15 protein-coding genes and 1 pseudogene are annotated in these 19,354 nt (G+C 72.9%); 5 read left to right on the top strand and 11 right to left on the bottom strand.

Annotated elements, in window-relative coordinates; translation table 11 throughout:
* Positions 1 to 87 precede the first annotated feature (87 nt).
* Positions 88 to 951, top strand: a complete 864-nt coding sequence (locus OG956_RS31595) for a phosphatidylinositol-specific phospholipase C/glycerophosphodiester phosphodiesterase family protein (protein WP_330341417.1) — start codon at positions 88 to 90, stop codon at positions 949 to 951.
* Positions 952 to 1,054: 103 nt separating this feature from the next.
* On the top strand, positions 1,055 to 1,249 hold the full coding sequence (locus OG956_RS31600) for a hypothetical protein (RefSeq protein ID WP_330341418.1): 195 nt from the start codon (positions 1,055 to 1,057) through the stop codon (positions 1,247 to 1,249).
* 3 nt (positions 1,250 to 1,252) lie between these two features.
* Here OG956_RS31600 and OG956_RS31605 read toward each other — a convergent pair whose 3' ends face one another.
* From OG956_RS31605 to OG956_RS31620, 4 genes and pseudogenes are all read right to left on the bottom strand, one after another.
* On the bottom strand, positions 1,253 to 2,443 hold the full coding sequence (locus tag OG956_RS31605; RefSeq protein WP_330341419.1) for a phosphodiester glycosidase family protein: 1,191 nt from the start codon (positions 2,441 to 2,443) through the stop codon (positions 1,253 to 1,255).
* A gap of 143 nt (positions 2,444 to 2,586) precedes the next feature.
* The gene (locus OG956_RS31610) at positions 2,587 to 2,946 is read right to left on the bottom strand and encodes a DUF779 domain-containing protein (protein ID WP_330341420.1); all 360 of its coding nucleotides are present in this window, start codon (positions 2,944 to 2,946) and stop codon (positions 2,587 to 2,589) included.
* Between the two features lie 259 nt (positions 2,947 to 3,205).
* A pseudogene (locus OG956_RS31615) lies at positions 3,206 to 3,742 on the bottom strand (hypothetical protein); the annotation flags it as partial.
* Between the two features lie 91 nt (positions 3,743 to 3,833).
* Positions 3,834 to 4,472: a DedA family protein gene (locus tag OG956_RS31620; RefSeq protein WP_330341421.1), complete on the bottom strand. Its 639-nt coding sequence runs from the start codon at positions 4,470 to 4,472 to the stop codon at positions 3,834 to 3,836.
* Between the two features lie 505 nt (positions 4,473 to 4,977).
* On the opposite strand from OG956_RS31620, the gene OG956_RS31625 reads away from it, so the two are divergent.
* The 3 genes from OG956_RS31625 to xdhC are packed head-to-tail and all read left to right on the top strand — an operon-like array spanning position 4,978 to position 9,699.
* A complete protein-coding gene (locus tag OG956_RS31625) occupies positions 4,978 to 6,435 on the top strand; it encodes a xanthine dehydrogenase small subunit (RefSeq protein ID WP_330341422.1) in 1,458 nt (485 codons plus the stop codon).
* A complete protein-coding gene (gene xdhB / locus OG956_RS31630) occupies positions 6,432 to 8,888 on the top strand; it encodes a xanthine dehydrogenase molybdopterin binding subunit (protein WP_330341423.1) in 2,457 nt (818 codons plus the stop codon). Before OG956_RS31625 ends, xdhB begins: the two co-directional genes overlap by 4 nt.
* 1 nt (position 8,889) lies before the next feature.
* On the top strand, positions 8,890 to 9,699 hold the full coding sequence (gene xdhC / locus OG956_RS31635) for a xanthine dehydrogenase accessory protein XdhC (RefSeq protein WP_330341424.1): 810 nt from the start codon (positions 8,890 to 8,892) through the stop codon (positions 9,697 to 9,699).
* Between the two features lie 176 nt (positions 9,700 to 9,875).
* On the opposite strand, the gene adh is transcribed toward xdhC, so the two are convergent.
* The 7 genes from adh to xylB all read right to left on the bottom strand — a co-directional run bounded on the left by adh (position 9,876) and on the right by xylB (position 19,221).
* A complete protein-coding gene (adh, locus tag OG956_RS31640) occupies positions 9,876 to 11,399 on the bottom strand; it encodes an aldehyde dehydrogenase (protein WP_330341425.1) in 1,524 nt (507 codons plus the stop codon).
* 57 nt (positions 11,400 to 11,456) lie between these two features.
* Positions 11,457 to 12,764 carry a GAF domain-containing protein gene (locus OG956_RS31645; protein WP_330341426.1) on the bottom strand — a complete coding sequence of 436 codons (1,308 nt, stop codon included), beginning with the start codon at positions 12,762 to 12,764 and terminating at the stop codon, positions 11,457 to 11,459.
* A 57-nt stretch (positions 12,765 to 12,821) separates the two neighbouring features.
* Complete coding sequence (locus OG956_RS31650; RefSeq protein ID WP_330341427.1) at positions 12,822 to 13,490, bottom strand: N-acetylmuramoyl-L-alanine amidase; 669 nt, start codon at positions 13,488 to 13,490, stop codon at positions 12,822 to 12,824.
* Positions 13,491 to 13,648: 158 nt separating this feature from the next.
* Positions 13,649 to 14,662 (bottom strand): acetamidase/formamidase family protein, encoded by a 1,014-nt coding sequence (locus tag OG956_RS31655; protein WP_330341428.1) that lies wholly within the window; start codon positions 14,660 to 14,662, stop codon positions 13,649 to 13,651.
* Positions 14,663 to 14,734: 72 nt separating this feature from the next.
* Positions 14,735 to 16,219 (bottom strand): APC family permease, encoded by a 1,485-nt coding sequence (locus OG956_RS31660; protein ID WP_330341429.1) that lies wholly within the window; start codon positions 16,217 to 16,219, stop codon positions 14,735 to 14,737.
* 303 nt (positions 16,220 to 16,522) lie between these two features.
* Entirely contained in the window at positions 16,523 to 17,731 is a 1,209-nt protein-coding gene (locus OG956_RS31665) for an ROK family transcriptional regulator (RefSeq protein ID WP_330341430.1), read from the bottom strand.
* Between the two features lie 35 nt (positions 17,732 to 17,766).
* Entirely contained in the window at positions 17,767 to 19,221 is a 1,455-nt protein-coding gene (xylB, locus tag OG956_RS31670; protein WP_330341431.1) for a xylulokinase, read from the bottom strand.
* Between the last annotated feature and the right edge of the window lie 133 nt (positions 19,222 to 19,354).

Consider the following 19,354-nt stretch of genomic DNA (forward strand, 5'->3'; position numbering starts at 1 on the left):
CAACTCCCCGCGAGACGCTGCCCGTTGGCAGACAAGGCCACGCATACTCCCTTCGGTCCCCATCCGGCACCCCAAGGGAGGCAGCGCATGGCCCTCACCACCCGCCGCAGAGCCCTCACCACCCTCGGCGCCGCCCTCGCCGGCGCGGTCGCCCTGCCCGCCGCACAGGCCCGGGCGGGCGGCGTCCCCCGTGGCCCGCGCCCGCTGTGGAACGCCCACGCCCACAACGACTACGAGCACCCACGGCCGCTGTCCGACGCGCTCGACCACCGCTTCGGCAGCGTCGAGGCCGACATCTTCCTCGTCGGCGACCAGCTCCTCATCGGTCACGACAGCTCCGAACTGGACCCGTCCCGCACCCTGGAATCCCTCTACCTCGACCCGCTCGCCGCCCGCGTCCGCGCCCAGCACGGCACGGTCTACCGGGGATGGCGCCGGCCGCTGCAGCTCCTGATCGACATCAAGACCGAGGGCTCGTCGACCTACCTCGAACTCGACCGTCATCTGCGCCGGTACCCGCACCTGTTCACCCGGTACGCGCACGGCCGGGTGCACCCCGGACCGGTCACCGCCGTCGTCTCCGGCGACCGCGCCGCCCGCACCCCCATGGAGGCGCAGGACGAGCGGCGCGCCTTCTACGACGGCCGGCTCACCGACCTGGGCAGCGCCGCCCCCGCCACCTTCATCCCGCTGATCAGCGACAACTGGACGCAGAACTTCACCTGGACGGGAGAGGGCGCCTTCCCCGACGCCGAACGGCAGAAGCTGCGCGGCATCACCGCCGCCGCCCGCGCGCGCGGGCAGCGGGTGCGGTTCTGGGCCACCCCGGACGCCGCGGGCCCGGCCCGCGACGCCCTGTGGACGGAACTGCTCGCCGCCGGTGTCGATTATCTGAACACCGACGACCTGGCCGGCCTGGAAGCCTTCCTCGACGCCCACCCCACCGTGTGACACCACACGTTCGGGCGACACGTCAGTCGCCCGAACGAACCCTCCGCTGCGCGACACTTGCGGACGAAACGCCACTCAAGGGGCGTGGCGGAGGAGGTTCCCGGTGGTCATTCCCGTCTCGGCGGTCATGCTGCTCCTGGTCCTGGCCGTGATCTTCATCCGCAACTGCTCGCTGAAGATCTCCCATGCCGTGGTCTGCGTGCTGCTCGGTTTCTTCCTGGCCGGCACATGTCTGGCGCCGACCATCCACAGCGGGATCGCCACGACCGCCGACCTGGTGAGCAGCCTGCGGCCGTGAGGCTCAGCCGGCCGAGAACACCCCGATGCCGTTCGCGACCGGCCGCTCGGCGCCGCCGCTCGGATGGTTGCGGACCGTGACGCCGCTCGCGCCCTCGTCGCGGGCGACCAGCTCCGTCGAGCCGCCCCCGTCGAGGTTGAACGCGTCCGACGCGCCGAGCGCGCGCATGGTGTCCGCCTCCTCCGCGACCGTCATCCCGGTCCGGTAGGCGGCGGCCCCGTCCAGCGCCAGGATCAGCAGCCGCCGTCCGCCGCCGGCCACGCCCACGGCCGTACGCACCGTCGAGGCGGCGTCGTCCAGGCCCGGCAGCGCCCGGCCGTCCCTCAGCAGGGGGAAACCGCCGACCGCGAAGGAGTACGGCACCCCGGAGGAGGCCGCCACGAGGGCGTGGGACACGGTCACCCGCTCACCGACGGACAGCTTGCGCAGCCGCTGCGCCCCCTCCTCCCGGCCCACCAGGACCGTGGTGCCCGCCGGGATCGGGCCGCCGCCCGGTGCGTCGGCGGTGGAGACCACCCGCCCACCGCGCACCGTCACCTCGTAGGCGTCGGAACTGCACGGCGCCGAGCGCCGGGTGTCGGTGCCGCAGACGGCACGCGTCCGGGAGACGCTGCCCCACCGGGAAGTGAAGGCGCCGACGGAGTTCTCCGCGAGCGCGTACTGGTTGAGGCCCCGCAGCGGGAACGAGCCCTCCGGCGTGGTCACGCTGCCGGTGAGGGTGAGGCGGTCCAGCCGGGCGCGCCGGTCGGTGCCCACGCCGAGCACGTCCCGGGTACCGGTGCCCGGCGGCAGCGCGGGCCCGAACCGCTGGCCGTCCGGCACCGCCGCCTTGAGCACCTGCCCGTCCGCGACGGCCGGTCCGACGCTCGCGCCGGTGGCCTCCACGCCCGGGTGCTGGGCCTCGCTGATGTCGAAGAAGTCGCCGTTGACGCCCGCCACCGCACCGGCCGCGTCCGCCATCCGGGAGACCGTGGCCCGGGCCGCCACCGCGCCCGGATACAGCAGGTCCACGCGGACGCGCGGATCGCTCAGGTCGACCGTGAGGAGGTGGGCATGGGCCGTGCCCGCGCCCGCGGCGACGTCGAACTGCCGGTAGGTGACGCCCGGTGCGATCCGTCTGCCGTCCGGTACGGCGCCGGCCGGTGCCGCCCCCGCGAGGGCCGCACCGGCCAGCACACCGAACGCCGTGACCACCGTGAGAACCGCTCTGCCCGCTGCCGAACGCCTGCGAGGTCTGGTCACCGTGCTCCCTGATGTCTCGTCAACTCCCGCCGCCGTACGGGCTGTCGTACGGCTCGTACGGGCAGTGCACCAGAGCGCGGCGACCGCCGGGCCGACTAGGCGTCGACTACGCGAGAACGGGTGAGAAAACGCACCCCCTCGGGTGCCTCCAGTGAGAAGCCGCTGCCCCGCCCGGGCACGACGTCCACGATCAGCCGGGTGTGACGCCACGCCTGGTACTGGCTCCGGGACATCCAGAACGTGACGGGCTCGGCCACGCCGTCCACGGTCAGCTCCGCCAGCAGCACGTCGGAACCGCCGGTGCGGAACTCGCCGTCCGGGTAGCACATGGGCGCGCTGCCGTCGCAGCAGCCGCCGGACTGGTGGAACATCAGCGGACCGTGCTCGGCGTGCAGCCGCCGCACCAGGTCCGCGGCCTGAGGAGTGAGTTCCACGCGGGGGACTTCCTGGTCCATGGGTCACCGTCCTGGAGAGCCGGGGCGCGGGCCATCGGATGCGGTCCAGTCTCACGGATCGTCACAGGCCCGTCCAGAAGGCGTGGTTGCACCATCCGGAGGGCGCAGTGACGGCTGAGGACGGCCACCAGCCTCCCGCCGGGGTCGCGCACGCGTTCACCACCCGCCCGTTGGGGTCGTGCGCACCGTTCACCAGCCGCCCGTCGGGGTCGTGGACGACGGTGCACACCGCCGCCCGTGGGGGTCGTGGACGACGTTTTCCGTCGTAGCGGTTGCGGCGCAGCACGATGTCGGCGGCGCAGACGGCAGTGCTCGGGCCGAGCAGCACCACGGTCAGCTGCAGCACATGGCCGACGGTGCCGAGGAAGCCCGACACGAGCAGCGCGTACAGGGGCAGGCATGGGGAGACGGTGCCGTCGACGAGGACGCCGCGCGAGCGCCGGATGACGATGCCGACGGCCTGCAGGGCGAGGGCGAGCCGGAACACCGGGCGGAACCAGCCGCTGGGGCGAGGACTCCGGGTCGCTCATGTCGACGGCGGTCGCGGCGAGCGCGCCGATGCCGCAGACCAGCCCTGGCCAGGAAGCCGCCGAGCGCCGTCAGCGCGAAGCAGCAGGCGGAGATCATCCAGCCGGTGACCGCGTTGTTGACCCGGTTGCCGAGCACCCCGCACATGGCCCGCGTGATGACCTCGCTCGGCGCGTCCGCCGCCGGTCCCGAGACCGCGAGCAGCCCCGTGAGCAGACAGAACAGACTGCCGGCGAACGATCATCCCCCGCGCCTGCCACACGCTCAGTGCCCGTCAGCACGCTCTCGGTGAAGCGCCTGCCGACCCGCGCGGCGGCGCCCGGGCCGTGGACGGCGCGGCGGGGCTGGGCGCGGTGCTCTCAGCAGGGTGTCCGGCGGCGTTCGCGGCGGGACCGGCGGGCCTCCAGGAGCAGGGGCAGCAGGGACAGGACGACGACCACGGCGACCAGCGGCAGCAGATAGTCCTCGACGTGCGGGACGGACGTGCCGAGGGTGTAACCGGCGAGGACGAGCGTCTGCGACCACAGCAGCCCGCCGACGGCCTGCCACAGCGTGAAGGTCCGCACGGGCACGTCGAGGACGCCGGCCACGGGATGCAGCACCGTCCGCAGCAACGGCACGAACCGGCCGATGACCAGCGCCTTTCCCCGGCCGTACCGGGCCAGCAGCTCCTCGGCGCGGGCGGCCGCCGCCGTCACCCGCCGGCTGGAGGTGCGGGCCAGCAGCGCCCGTCCGCCGTGCCGCCCGATCAGATACCCGACCTGCCCGCCGGCCACCGCCCCGACCGCGGCGCACAGCAGCACCTGCCACAACGCCAGCCGGGGCGGCTGGTCCGCGCTGCCGGCGCACAGCACGCCGGCCGGGAACAGCAGGGTGTCCCCGGGCAGGAAGAAACCGAAGACGAGCAGACCGGACTCCGCGAAGATCACCACCAGGACGCCGAGCGCGCCGAAGGCGGCCAGCACCGAGGCGCTGTCCATCGGGTTGACGGCCATCACGGCGCCGCGCCTCCTGGCCTCCTCGCAGGGCTCCTCGCCACCAGCATCGCCCGCCCGGCCCGAAACCGCCGCGGCGGAGAGGGGCGGGACGTGCCCCGGGCGGGTACCCGGCGAAGAGCCGTCGCACCGGCCTCCCCGGTCCCGCACGCCAGGTCAGCCACCCGACCTCTTGACCTCTGTGGCCCAAGCCACTAGCTTGCGAAAGCCGATCCGTGACTACCGAAAGGAGGCGACCAGCGGATGAACACCAGCTCTGATCTCGGTCGCCTCGCCCACCTCGCCGCCTGGGTTCCGGGCAGGATCGCGCACGGCTGCTGAACGCGCCGTTTTCTGATGTGCCCCTGCGCGGCACATTCCGGGTTTCCCGTCACCACCTTCCGGCACGTCTCTGACGCGTGCCGCCCCGCGCCTGCTGTCTTCACGCGGCGCATCTGAACACAGAAAGTGCCTGAAAATTGGCAAACGTGATGAATTGTCCCCTCGTGTCCGGAAATGTAGACCTGTCATGGTAGAAGCGCGGATCACGGTCAATGGGAAAGAAGCACCGATCGCACCGGCTGCGCCCCACACCACAGTGCTGGACTTCCTGCGCGAGCGCGGTCTCACCGGCACCAAGGAGGGCTGTGCCGAGGGCGAGTGCGGCGCCTGTTCGGTCCTGGTGGCCCGGCCCGGAGTGAACAAGCCCACCGACTGGGTGGCGGTCAACGCCTGCCTGGTCCCGGTCGCGGCGCTCGACGGCCAAGAGATCGTCACCTCCGAGGGGCTCGCCACCCCGGGCGAACCCGGCACGCCGCCCACCCTGCACCCGGTGCAGGAGGAGATGGCGGTGCGCGGCGGCTCCCAGTGCGGTTACTGCACGCCCGGATTCGTGTGCAGCATGGCCGCCGAGTACTACCGGCCCGACCGCTGCGCGCACGCGGATCCGGCCACCGACGCCGAGCACGGCCCGAACGGTTTCGACCTGCACTCCCTGAGCGGAAACCTGTGCCGCTGCACCGGATACCGCCCGATCCGCGACGCCGCGTTCGCCGTCGGCACGCCCACCGACGACGACCCGCTGGCGCAGCGGCGCGAGCAGGCCCCGCCCGCGCCGGTCGCCACCGCGTACACCCAGGACGGCGGGACGTTCCTGCGCACGAGCACCCTGGCGGAGACGCTGCGGCTGCTGCGCGAGCGGCCCGACGCGGTGGTGGTCGCCGGCTCCACCGACTGGGGCGTCGAGGTCAACATCCGCTCCCGCAGGGCGGAGTGCGTCATCGCCGTCGACCGGCTGCCCGAACTGCGGGAACTGCGCGACGAGCCGGACCACATCGAGATCGGGGCGGCGCTGACCCTCACCGAGATCGAACGCCGCCTCGACGGCAGCGTCCCGCTGCTGGCAGAGCTGTTCCCCCAGTTCGCCTCCCGGCTCATCCGCAACAGCGCGACCTTCGGCGGCAACCTGGGCACCGGCTCGCCCATCGGTGACAGCCCGCCCGCGCTGCTCGCGCTGGAGGCGTCGGTGGTGCTCGCCGACGCCGACGGAGAGCGGGTGGTCCCGCTGGCGGACTACTTCACCGGCTACCGCCAGAGCGTGCGCCGTCCCGCCGAGCTGATCCGCGCGATCCGCATCCCGAAGCCGCTGTCCCCGGTCGTGGCCTTCCACAAGATCGCCAAGCGGCGCTTCGACGACATCTCCAGCGTCGCCGTCGCCTTCGCGCTGGACATCGAGGACGGCATCGTCCGCACGGCACGCATCGGCCTGGGCGGCGTGGCCGCCACCCCGATCCGCGCCCTCGACACCGAGGCGGCCCTGGAGGGCAGGCCGTGGGCGGCCGGGACCGTCGAGGCCGCGGCCCGGGTGCTGCGGGCCGCAGGCACGCCGATGAACGACCACCGCGCCAGCGCCGAGTACCGCTCCGCGATGCTCGGCCAGAGCCTGCTGAAGCTGTACGCGCACACCAACGAGGCGGTCTCGTCATGAGCCATCTGTCCGAACGCCCCGAGAAGCCCGTCGTCGGCGTCCCGATGCCCCACGAGAGCGCCGCCCTGCACGTCACCGGCACCGCGCTCTACACCGACGACCTGGTCCACCGCACCAAGGACGTCCTGCACGCCTACCCCGTCCAGGTGATGAAGGCCCACGGCAGGATCACCGCGCTGCGCACCGGGCCCGCGCTCGCCGTGCCCGGCGTGGTCCGGGTGCTGACCGGCGCCGACGTGCCCGGCGTCAACGACGCCGGGATGAAGCACGACGAGCCGCTGTTCCCCGACGAGGTCATGTTCTACGGCCACGCGGTCGCCTGGGTGCTCGGCGAGACCCTCGAGGCGGCCCGGCTCGGAGCCGCCGCCGTCGAGGTGGAGATCGACGAGCTGCCCTCCCTGGTCACGCTGCAGGACGCCATGGCCGCCGGCAGCTACCACGGCGCCCAGCCCGTGATGGTGCAGGGCGACACGGACGCGGGCTTCGCCGACTCCGCGCACGTGTTCACCGGCGAGTTCCAGTTCTCCGGCCAGGAGCACTTCTACCTCGAGACCCACGCGTCACTGGCGCAGGTCGACGAGAACGGGCAGATCTTCATCCAGAGCAGCACCCAGCACCCCTCGGAGACGCAGGAGATCGTCGCGCACGTGCTCGGCGTGCCCTCCCACGAGGTGACCGTGCAGTGCCTGCGCATGGGCGGCGGTTTCGGCGGCAAGGAGATGCAGCCGCACGGGTTCGCGGCCGTCGCCGCGCTCGGCGCCAAGCTGACCGGCCGGCCCGTCCGGTTCCGGCTGAACCGGACCCAGGACCTGACCATGTCCGGCAAGCGGCACGGCTTCCACGCCCGATGGAAGATCGGCTTCGACGCGGACGGCCGTATCCAGGCCCTGGACGCGACCCTGACCGCGGACGGCGGCTGGAGCCTGGACCTCTCCGAGCCGGTGCTGGCCCGGGCGCTGTGCCACATCGACAACACCTACTGGATTCCCAACGCCCGCGTCGCCGGCCGCATCGCCAAGACCAACACGGTCTCGAACACCGCCTTCCGAGGCTTCGGCGGCCCCCAGGGCATGCTCGTCATCGAGGACATCCTGGGCCGCTGCGCGCCGCTGCTCGGCCTGGACCCCATGGAGCTGCGGGAACGCAACTTCTACCGGCCCGGTCAGGGCCAGACCACGCCGTACGGCCAGCCCGTCACGCAGCCCGAACGGATCTCCACCGTCTGGCGCCAGGTGCAGGAGAACGCCGGCGTCGCCGACCGCAAGCGCGAGATCGCCGCCTTCAACGCCGCGCACCCGCACACCAAGCGGGCCCTCGCGGTCACCGGCATCAAGTTCGGCATCTCCTTCAACCTCACCGCCTTCAACCAGGGCGGCGCACTGGTGCTGATCTACAAGGACGGCTCGGTCCTGATCAACCACGGCGGCACCGAGATGGGCCAGGGCCTGCACACCAAGATGCTCCAGGTGGCCGCGACCACGCTGGGCATCCCCCTGCACAAGGTCCGCCTGGCCCCGACACGGACCGACAAGGTGCCCAACACCTCCGCCACCGCCGCCAGCTCCGGCGCGGACCTCAACGGCGGCGCGATCAAGAACGCCTGCGAGCAGCTGCGCGAGCGACTGCTGCAGGTGGCCGCCACCCAGCTGGGCGCCAACGCCTCCGACGTGCGCATCGTCGAGGGCGTCGCGCGCGCCCTGGGCAGCGACGAGGAGCTGGCCTGGGACGACCTGGTGCGCACCGCGTACTTCCAGCGCGTCCAGCTGTCGGCGGCCGGTTTCTACCGGACCGAGGGCCTGCACTGGGACGCGAAGACGTTCCGGGGCTCGCCGTTCAAGTACTTCGCCCACGGCGCCGCCGCCACCGAGGTCGAGGTGGACGGCTTCACCGGCGCGTACCGCATCCGGCGCGTGGACATCGTGCACGACGTCGGCGACAGCCTCTCCCCGCTGATCGACATCGGCCAGGTCGAGGGCGGTTTCGTGCAGGGCGCGGGCTGGCTGACGCTCGAGGACCTGCGCTGGGACACCGGTGACGGCCCGCACCGCGGCCGGCTGCTGACCCAGGCGGCGAGCACCTACAAGCTGCCGAGCTTCTCGGAGATGCCCGAGGAGTTCAACGTCACCCTGCTGGAGAACGCCACCGAGGAGGGCGCCGTCTACGGGTCCAAGGCGGTCGGCGAGCCTCCGCTGATGCTGGCGTTCTCCGTGCGCGAGGCGCTGCGGCAGGCCGCCGCCGCGTTCGGGCCGAGCGGGGTCAGCGTCGAGCTGGCCTCGCCCGCGACACCGGAGGCGGTGTACTGGGCGATCCAGGCGGCTCGCCAGGGCGGTGCCTCCCGCGACGGCCACGCCGTGGACGGGTTCGCCCTGAACGGCCATCCTGGAAACGGGCAGGTGGCGGGCGGCAGGAACGGCAGGGTCCGCACCGACGCACAAGCGCTGAACGGTGCCTGACATGACGTGGATCGCAGCGGTGGCACGGTTGCGAGCACGCCGGGAGTCCGGTGTGCTGGTGACCGTCGCCACCGTGCGCGGCCATGCCCCGCGCGACGCCGGTGCGAAGCTCGTCGTGGGGCGGACCGGGACCTGGGGCTCGATCGGCGGCGGCAATGTCGAGGCCGTCGCCATCGACCGGGCCCGGGAGATGATCGCCGCGTCCAAGCCGGAGCCGGAGCTGATGGATTTCGCCCTGAACGAGAAGGTGACCAACCAGCACGGCGTGCAGTGCTGCGGCGGCACGGTCTCCGTGCTGCTGGAACCGCTGCCGGTCGTACCCGCGGTGGCGATCTTCGGCGTCGGTCACGTCGGGCTGGAGCTGGCCCGCATCCTGGCACGTCACGACCTCGACCTCCATCTGATCGACACCCGCTCCGACGTCCTGACCCGGGAGCGGCTCGATGTGCTCGCGGACGCGGTGGCACAGGTGCACGTGCATCACACGCCGCTGCTGCCGGAGGAGGTCCTGGAGGAGTTGCCGCGCGGCACCCACGTCCTGATCATGACCCACGATCACGCCGAGGACGCCGCACTGTGCGACGCCGCCCTGCGCACGGCCCACCTCGGCTCCATCGGGCTGATCGGATCGGCCGCCAAATGGGCGCGGTTCCGCAAGCGCCTCGCCACCGAGGGAGGCCACGACGAGGCCGCCATCGACCGGATCAAGACCCCGATCGGCCTCCCCGGCATCACCGGCAAGGAACCGGCGACCATCGCGGTCAGCGTCGCCGCCGACCTGCTGCGCACCTTCGAGACCGAGAAGAACTGACACCGCAGCGCAGCCCGGCCGGCGGTACGCCCGCCCGTACGACTGACAGCGGATGCCCGTCATGAAGCGGACCTGACGGTCAGCGGCGGCGGTATATCCGGAGTCTCCTGGCACCGCCTCGGAGCGCCGCCCTCACCCGCCGGTGAGGGCGGCGCTGCTGCGGATGACGTGTTCGTCTAGAAGAAGCCCAGCTTCTTCGGGGAGTACGACACCAGCAGGTTCTTCGTCTGCTGGTAGTGCTCCAGCATCATCTTGTGCGTCTCGCGGCCGATGCCGGACTGCTTGTAGCCGCCGAACGCCGCGTGCGCCGGGTAGGCGTGGTAGCAGTTCGTCCACACCCGGCCCGCCTGGATCGCCCGGCCCGCGCGGTACGCGGTGTTGGCGTCCCGGGTCCACACGCCCGCGCCGAGGCCGTACAGCGTGTCGTTGGCGATCTTGATGGCGTCGTCGAAGTCGTCGAAGGAGGTCACCGAGACGACCGGGCCGAAGATCTCCTCCTGGAAGATCCGCATGCGGTTGTCGCCCTCGAAGATGGTCGGCTGGACGTAGTAGCCGCCCTTCAGCTCGCCGTCGTACTCGATGCGCTCACCGCCGGTGAGGACCTTCGCGCCCTCCTGCCGGCCGATGTCCAGGTAGGAAAGGATCTTCTCCAGCTGGTCGTTGGAGGCCTGGGCGCCGATCATCGTGTCCGTGTCCAGCGGGTGGCCCGGCTTGATCTGCCGGGTGCGTTCCACGGCGGCCTGCAGGAACTCGGCGTAGTGGCCGCGCTGGATCAGCGCCCGGGACGGGCAGGTGCACACCTCGCCCTGGTTGAGGGCGAACATGGTGAAGCCCTCGAGCGCCTTGTCGCGGAAGTCGTCGTCGTGCGCCCACACGTCGTCGAAGAAGATGTTGGGCGACTTGCCGCCGAGCTCCAGGGTGACCGGCTTGATGTTCTCCGAGGCGTACTGCATGATCAGCCGCCCGGTCGTGGTCTCTCCGGTGAACGCCACCTTCGCCACGCGCGGGCTGGACGCCAGCGGCTTGCCCGCCTCCACGCCGAAGCCGTTGACGATGTTCAGCACACCCGGCGGCAGCAGGTCCGCGATCAGGCTGACCCAGTAGTGGATGGAGGCCGGGGTCTGCTCGGCCGGCTTGAGGACCACGGCGTTGCCCGCGGCCAGCGCCGGCGCCAGCTTCCACGCCGCCATCAGGATCGGGAAGTTCCACGGGATGATCTGCGCGACGACCCCGAGCGGCTCGTGGAAGTGGTAGGCCACCGTGTCGTCGTCGATCTCGCCGAGCGATCCCTCCTGCGCCCGGATCGCCCCGGCGAAGTACCGGAAGTGGTCGATCGCCAGCGGGATGTCGGCCGCCAGCGTCTCCCGCACCGGCTTGCCGTTCTCCCAGCTCTCCGCCACCGCGAGGGCTTCGAGGTTGGCCGCCATGCGGTCGGCGATCCTCAGCAGGATGTCGCTGCGCTCCGCCACCGGCGTACGGCCCCACCCCGGCGCGGCCTCGTGCGCCGCGTCCAGCGCCCGCTCGACGTCCTCCGCGGTACCGCGCGCGATCTCGGTGAACGGCTGCCCGTTGACCGGCGACGGATTCTCGAAGTACTGCCCGCGCAGCGGCGGCACGTACTCGCCGCCGATGAAGTGGTCGTAGCGCGCCTGGTAGGAGACGATCGCGCCTTCGGTGCCCGGCGCCGCGTAACGAGTCATGCTGGTCTGCCTCCTGGTGCAGTGCTGCCCGCCGTTGGGCAGCTCCCGTCGGCGAGGCTAGGCGGGCGGACGTTGCAACCACGTTGCGCCGCCGGTCCGCCTCCGGGCCCGGCCGGGCGGCGCCGCCAGCTCGGCCTCCAGCGCGGCGAGCCGCGCCCGCACCTGCGCCGTGGGCCGCACCGCGGCGAGCGCCCGCCACACCTCCAGGTCGTCCTCGCCCCACGGCGCGTGCGCCCAGTCCGCCAGCAGGTCCGGGTCGCGGTGCGCGATGAGCGCCGAGCGCAGCTCCCCGGCGAGACGGTCCCGCAGCCGTACGATCGCCGGCGCCTGCGAACCGGGCAGCAGCGGACCGGTGTACGCCTCCGCCGCAGACGTCACCGCCCCGGCCCGCAGCCGCCGCTCCACCACGGTGGCGTCCGACTCGACCGCGGCGGTCAGCCGGTACGGCCGCGAGGCGAGCAGCCCCGGACCCAGCAGCCTGCGCAGCCGGGCCAGTTCGGCCCGCAGTGTCACCGGCGTCACCGACTCGTCCGCGTACAGCGCGCACAGCAGCTCGTCACCGCCGAGCCCCTCGGGATGCCGGGCGAGCAGCACGAGGATCTCGCTGTGCCGGCGGCTGAGCCGGATCCGGTTGCCGTCCAGGACCAGCTCGGCCTCGTCCCGGCCCAGCGCGCCGAGCAGGGGCGTGCCGTCCGCTTTGGCGGGCGGTTCGAGCAGCGCGAGCTGGGTCTCCGCGGCCCGTGCCACCGCCTGCACGAACCCGAGGCTGTGCGGATGCGCCAGCCCGTCGCCGCCCGTGATGTCCACCGCGCCCAGGACCCGGCCGGTGCGCGGGTCGTGCACCGGCGCCGCCGCGCACGTCCACGGCTGGACCCGCCGTATGAAGTGCTCGGCGGCGAACACCTGCACCGGCCGGTCCACGGCGACCGCGGTGCCCGGCGCGTTGGTGCCGACCGCGCTCTCCGACCAGCGTGCTCCCGGCACGAAGTTCATCCCGTCCGCCCGGCGCCGGGTCGCCGGGTGCCCCTCGACCCACAGCAGCCTGCCGTGCGCGTCGCACACCGCCAGCAGATGCTCGCCGTCGGAGGCGAACGTGCCCATCAGCTCCCGGAACAGCGGCATCACCCTGGCCAGCGGGTGTTCCGCCCGGTAGGCGCCGAGGTCGCCGTCGGTCAGCTCCACGCCGGCGGTGCCGTCCGGACGGACACCGGCCCGCGCGCTGCGCCGCCACGACTCCGCCACCACCGAGCGCACCGGGCGCGGCACCGTGCCCACCGTGGTGAACGTCTCGTGCGCGCGGCGCAGCGCACGGACCCGTTCGACGGGGTCGGCCCCCGGCTCCAGGGCCACCCACGGATCGGTCACATCGGCCTCCCCGGACGGTGAAACAGTGATGTCGGTCCCGCGCCCATCGTCTTCCGGCTAGGCGAAGTTGACCAGTCTCAGGTAGCGGACCCAGTCCCAGTTCGGGCCGGGGTCGGTGTGGTCGGTGCCGGGCACCTGGTAGTGGCCGATGATGTGCTCCCTGTCCTTGGGGATGCCGTAGGTGTCGCAGATCGTGGCCGTGAGCCTCGCCGACTGCTGGTAGAGGGCGTCGGTGAAATAGGCGGGCTGGTCCACCCATCCCTCGTGCTCGATGCCGATGCTGCGCGTGTTGTAGTCCCAGTTGCCCGCGTGCCAGGCGATGTCGGCCTCGTGCACGCACTGCGCGACGTGCCCGTCCGCCGAGCGGACCAGATAGTGCGCGGACACCTTCTTCTCCGGATTGCCGAAGACCGCCAGTGTGTTGGCGTACGTCTCCTGCGTGACATGGATGATCACGCGGTCGATGGCGTAGGTGCCGGGGCGGTCGGAGGCGGTGTAGTTCGAACTGCTCGCCGGCTGCCACTCGGCGGGCGGGTAGTCCACGGACGCGGTCTGCGCACCGGCCCTCGGGCCGGGCAGCAGTGCGTACGGGACGGCGGCGAGTGCCGCGCCCTTCAGCAGCCGGCGCCTGCTCAGGAGCGGCTGTGCCGGGCTCGCCGGCAGTGGCGCGGTCGCCGGCCGGGCCGGTTCTCTTCGCTGTACGGGTCCGGCCGGGTCCAGGTCCATCGGCGGGTGCCTTTCGGTGTGGGGGTGTGGGGGAGTGGTGTGTGGACGTCGGGCGTCGTGGTCTCGCGCGCGTGGTGGGGTGCTCGGGCGGGCCGGCGGCGTGCGCGGCTCCGGGCGCCGCGGTCCGGCCGAGCGGCGCCGGGGGAGCGCCGCCGGAGTCAGCTCCGCAGGGACTGCGCGGTCTCCCGCAGCCGCGCGTGCACGCCCCGGTACGTCTCCCGGGCCGGCAGCCACTCCTTGCGGATCTTGGCCACGCACGTGTAGTTGGTGTCGCACACGTTGGCCAACGGCGACTCGACGGCCTGGGTTGCGAACTGGTACGCGTCCGGCTCACTGAACCCGTAGTCGCGCACCAGCCACTGCACCAGGTCGAGTTGCGATATCCGGAAGGCGTCCTCCAGCGGGCGGGCCGAGCCGGTGGAGATGATGTGGGTGTCCGACTCCAGCCGGGGCCACGGCGTGGCGACGTCCTTGAGGAGGTCCACGACCACCACGGTGTTCATGGCGCACTCCACCGCCACCCCGCAGGTCTCGCCCTCGCCCTGCCGGGCGTGCCCGTCGCCGAGGCTGAGCAGGGCGCCCTCGACGTTGACCCCCAGGTAGCAGGTCACGCCGGCCCGCATCTCGGGCGTGTCCATGTTCCCGCCGTGCGCGTCCGGGACCAGGGCCGAACGCACCTCCAGACCGGCGGGCGCCACGCCCACGGTGCCGTGCATGGGATCCATGGGCAGCTCGACCTGGATGTCGCTGTCCCGGGCCTGGAACAGGGCGGTGCGCCGCGCGCGGTCCAGTTGCCAGATCCAGACGCGCTCCGGCAGCGGCGGCTGCAGCGAGGCCGTGGTGTGCGTGGAGGTGAGCGCGCCGAACAGCGGGACCGTCGTGGACGCCGCCCAGTCGCGGGCCGGTTCGATCGACACGAAGTGCACGGCCACCGTGTCACCCGGTTCTGCGCCCTCGATGTGGAAGGGGCCCGTCTGCGGATTGAGGAACGGGAACTCGCAGACTTCCGAGACGAGGTCCTTCTCGGACCGCACCCGGCCGGCGAAGCAGTCCTCCGTGTACAGGTCCAGGACCGTGCCGGGCGCGATCCGCGCCACGGGCGGCGCACCGCCGAACGTCCAGGCGTAGGCGTCCGGTTCCGGGCGCACGGTCAGGATGCGGGGGTCGGTCATCGTCGAGGTGGTCCCTTCTGCGGGGAAAGGCCGGAGAGAGAGGGGGGACTCGCGGACGGTGCGCCCGCGGGGTCACCGGGGTACGGTCCCGTCCTGCCGTGGCCCGGCGGGGTCGTACGCGTCGAGGTACACCCGGGCGGTCTCGGCTATGCGCTCGGGGTGACGCCGTATCAGCAGGAGCAGCACCACCACGCCCGCCGCCATCCAGACCGCGACGACGGGACCGGCGTAGGAGACCGGGGCCGTGAGCTCGGTGACGAAGTCGAAGACCGGGAGGCCGGCGGCCGTCAGCAGGGCGGGGACGAAGGCCGCGATGCCGAGCACGGGGAACAGCAGATGCCGTACCGGCGCGAAGGCGGCCCGGCCGGCCCGCAGGAAGTAGCCGGCGCAGGCGAGGTTCACGACGATGTAGACGCCGACGACGACCGTGACGATCACCGTGGCGAGCAGGAGGAAGGCGGTCACCGGGTCGTAGCCGAACCCGAGTCCCAGCACGGCCGCGACCGCCACGAGGGTCTGCAGCGCGATACCGGCGACGGGGGAGCGGTGCCGGGGGTGGAGGGTGGCGAGCAGCCGCGGCAGCACCCGGATGCGGGCCAGAGCGAAGGCCGTACGGGTGGAGACGTTGGCGCACGCGTTGGCGTTGGCGATGGTGGAGTTGACCACCGCCAGGAACACCAGCACCCAGAACAGGCCGAAGGAGGCCCGGGCCACTCCGTCCCAGGAGGCGGCGCCCGACGCACCGAACTTCGCGAAGCGGTCCGGGCCGAAGTAGACGGTCATCGCATAGGTGGTGATCACATAGAACAGGCCGATGCCCAGAGCCGCCCCGAGGACCGCGCGGTGCATCGTCCGCCGTGGGTTCCGGGTCTCCTCGGCGAGCGGCGCCGCCGCCTCGAACCCGGCGAACGCCAGCACCGTGTAGACGGACCCGGCGAACACGCCGCTGATCCCGGCGTAACCGTCGGCGGCGTGCGAAGTGCCGAACACCGACAGGGAGTTGGCGTCACCGGCCTTGCCGATGAGCAGGGCCGCGAACACCAGGAAGACGAGGATCTCGAAGACGCCGAGGACGGTGCCGAAGCGGGCCGAGGCCCGGACGCCGAGACAGCCGGCGACGGCGATCACGCCGGCGCCCGCCAGGGACCACGGCCACCACAGGTCCGCCGGATACGACGCCCACTCCTCGTGCAGCGTGCCCGCCGCCGTGAAGCCCAGCTGCAGAAGCAGCAGCGGCGGGACCAGCATCTCCACGAAGACGTAACCCCAGCCGACGAGGAACCCGACCGCGGGGTGCAGGCCCCGCGCGGCGTACGTGGCCACCGAGCCCGCGGCAGGCAGCTCCCGGGCCAGCTCGGCCACGCACGACGCGGTGAACAGGCAGGCCACCAGGGCGATCAGCACCGCCAGCGGCAGACTGCCGCCCGCGAAGGCGGCGCCGGCCGGGATCGACGCGGCCACCGCCGCGGCCGGCGCCATCGCCGTCACACTCTGGAACAGCACCTCGCGCAAGCCGACGGCATCGCGTCGCAGCGCCCCGGTCGTCTCCACGTGCATGTGCGTCCCCCGATGCCTGTCAGCCCACTGCCACCCTGATGCGTGTGAAGTACCGTCAACCGCTCGAGGCAGCGGCGACACCGACGGAACGTCGGCCGTGCCTCGCGTGAATCACGGTACGGCGCAGGCGGGTTGGGCAGAAGAGCACGCACCGGTTCCGTGGAGAAGCCTCCGCTTGTGGACAACCCGGCCACCCGATCGGGTGAACACCGGGGGGCGGCAAGGGATCGGAGCCCGGTACTGGGAGGCCCGGGGGCCGCGCGCCGGACCAGGCGGCAGTCGGCCCGCCGGGTGCCCGAGGCGTCAGGCGCGTTCCGCCACGAGCGCCGGATCGTCCAGTACGCCCCGGACGACCGAGTGCGCCGCGCCCAGCAGGGGACCTTGCGAGCCCAGCCGGGACACGGTCACCGGGCACGGGGGCCCCGCCGTGCGGCTCGTCAGTTCCGTCTCCAGGGACGGCAGCAGCCAGGGGGACAGACCGGCCAGGGCGCCGCCGAGGACGACCGTCTCCGGGTCGAGGAGATTCACGGCGCCGGTGAGCGCTATGCCGAGCGCCGCACCGGCTTCGCGCAGGGCTGCCCGCACGCTCTCGTCGCCCTGCTCGGCGCGCCCGGCGAGCAGGCCCACCAGGTCCTCGCGCGGTTCCAGCCCGGCCGCGCGCAGCACCGCCTCCTCGCCCGCGTACTGCTCCAGGCAGCCGCGGCCACCGCACGCACAGGGCGGCCCGTCCGGCCGTACCGGCACATGGCCCAGCTCGCCCGCGAAGCCGCGGGTGCCCTGCAGCAGGCCGGCGTCCACCACGACCGCCGCGCCGATGCCGATCTCGGCCGACACGTGCAGGAAGTCGCGCGGTGTGCCCTCGCCGAGCCACAGCTCCGCCAGCGCACCGAAGTTGGCCTCGTTGCCCACGGTCAGCGGCCACTCGTCGGGCAGCAGGGCGCCGAGGTCGGCGTGGTGCCAGTCGAGGTTCGGCGCGCGTACGACGGTGCGCCCGTCCCGCGCCACGAGTCCGGGCACGGCGACGGCGAGCCCGGCGGGCCAGAGCTCCTCCCGCTCCGCCTCCGCGACGACCCGGCGCACCAGCTCGGTGAGCTCCCGGGTCACCGGCTCCGGCGCCCGGCCCCGGTTCGCCGTGTGCCGTACCGCCCGGGCGCGCACCGTGCCGCGCAGGTCGACCGCGCAGACCGCGAGATGATCGACGCCGATCTCCGCGCCGATCCCCGCCGGACCGCGACCGGACACCGCGAGCGCGGAGCCGGGCCGGCCCACCCGGCCCGGCCGCTCCGGACCCAGCTCCTCCAGCAGGCCCCACCGGATCAGCTCGTCCACCAGCGTCGACACGGCGGCCCTGGTCAGCCCGATGCGGGTGGCCACCGCGGCCCGCGACAGCGAGCCCTCGGCGCTCACGGCGTGCATCACGCGTGCCAGATTGCGCCGGCGCATGCCCTGCTGGGTGTCCGGCAGGGCCCGGCCGGCGGCCGGCGGGTGTGCCTCGTGCGGCGGTGCGGTCATGCCTGGCGTCGATCCTCCGTGTCTGCCGCCCCGTCTCAGGCGCGCGGTGTGGTCTGCGTCCCCCGGTCCAGCAGCGGGGCCGCGTCGGAGAGTACCCCGGTGATCCGGTCCAGCGTCTGCTGGTCCCGCTCCACGGCCTCCAGCACGGGGCCCGCGGCGGTGTTCCAGCGGCGGGCCACCGCGGCCGGATCCTCGCCGGTGAGCAGGCCGGCGGCCTGTGCCGCGGCCCCGAGGGCGACCAGTTCCCTGGCCTCGGGCACCTGCACCGGCCGGCCGGACAGCCGCCGTACCGTCTGCTGCCAGGCCGTCCCCCGGGACCCGCCGCCGATCAGTATCAGGGGGGTGCTGCGGTCCGCGTCCTCGTCCAGGACCAGGTCGAGCGCCCCGAGCAGCGCGTGCACGGCGCCGTCGTACGCGGCCTGCAGCAGTTGTCCGGGAGTCGTGTCATGGCGCAGGCCGTGCAGCAGGCCGGAGGCGTTCGGCAGGTTCGGGGTGCGCTCGCCGTCCAGGTACGGCAGCAGGGTCACCGAGCCGCCGGGTTCCACCGCCTCGCGGTCCAGGCCCAGCAGCGCCGCGACGCGGTCCACGGCTAGTGTGCAGTTCAGGGTGCAGGCGAGGGGCAGCCAGTCGCCGTGGGCGTCGGCGAAGCCCGCCACCGTGCCGGTCGGGTCGGCCGGGCGCTGCCGGGAGACGGCGTAGACCGTGCCGGACGTGCCCAGGCTGAGCACCGGGGTGCCGGGCCGCAGGCCGAGACCGAGCGCGGCCGCCGCGTTGTCGCCGGTGCCCGGAGCGACCAGCGTGCCCTTGGAGAACGGCAGGTCGTGGCTGTCGCGCACGGTGCCGGCCACCTCACCCGGCCGTACCACCCGGGGCAGCAGCGCCGGGTCGAGCCCCACGTGTGCCAGCGTCTCGGGGTCGTACGCCTCCGTGCCGGACGACCACCAGCCGGTGCCGGAGGCGTCGCCGCGGTCGGTCGTGCCCTGCCCGGTCAGGCGCTCGGTGAGGTAGTCGTGCGGGAGCCGGACCGCCCTGGTCGCCCGGACCGACTCCGGCTCGTTCTCGGCGAGCCACGCCCACTTCGTGACCGTGAACGACGCGCCGGGCACGCTGCCCGTGCGCTCCGCCCACGCCTTCGGCCCGCCCAGCTCCTCCACCAGGCGGCGGGCCTGCGGCGCCGAACGGACGTCGTTCCACAGGAGCGCCGGACGCACCGGCTCGCCCCGCTCGTCCAGCGTGACCAGTCCGTGCTGCTGGCCGCCGATCGACACCGCGGCGGCCTCGTGCGCCGCGTCACCGCACTGGCTGAGCGCCTCGCACAGCGCCTCCCACCACTGGCGCGGATCGCTCTCGCGGCCCGCGCCGGAGGACACGGTGTGCGGCGCCTGGCCGCTCGCCACCACGCGGCCGGTGGCCGCGTCGACGACCAGTGCCTTCGTGGACTGGGTGGACGTGTCCACGCCGACGACGAGCGGACCCTCGGCTGCTGACATGGGGCTCTCCCTTTTCCGCGACGTTCCGCGACTTCGTGACTTTCTACGACTCTGCGGGACAAAGACATCTTGTCTCTTCCCAGGGACGCGAGCGCATACTAATTTGTAAACGGCCATGACGAAATAGCCGCAA

The sequence above is a fragment of the Streptomyces sp. NBC_00557 genome, assembly GCF_036345995.1.
Lineage (GTDB): Bacteria > Actinomycetota > Actinomycetes > Streptomycetales > Streptomycetaceae > Streptomyces.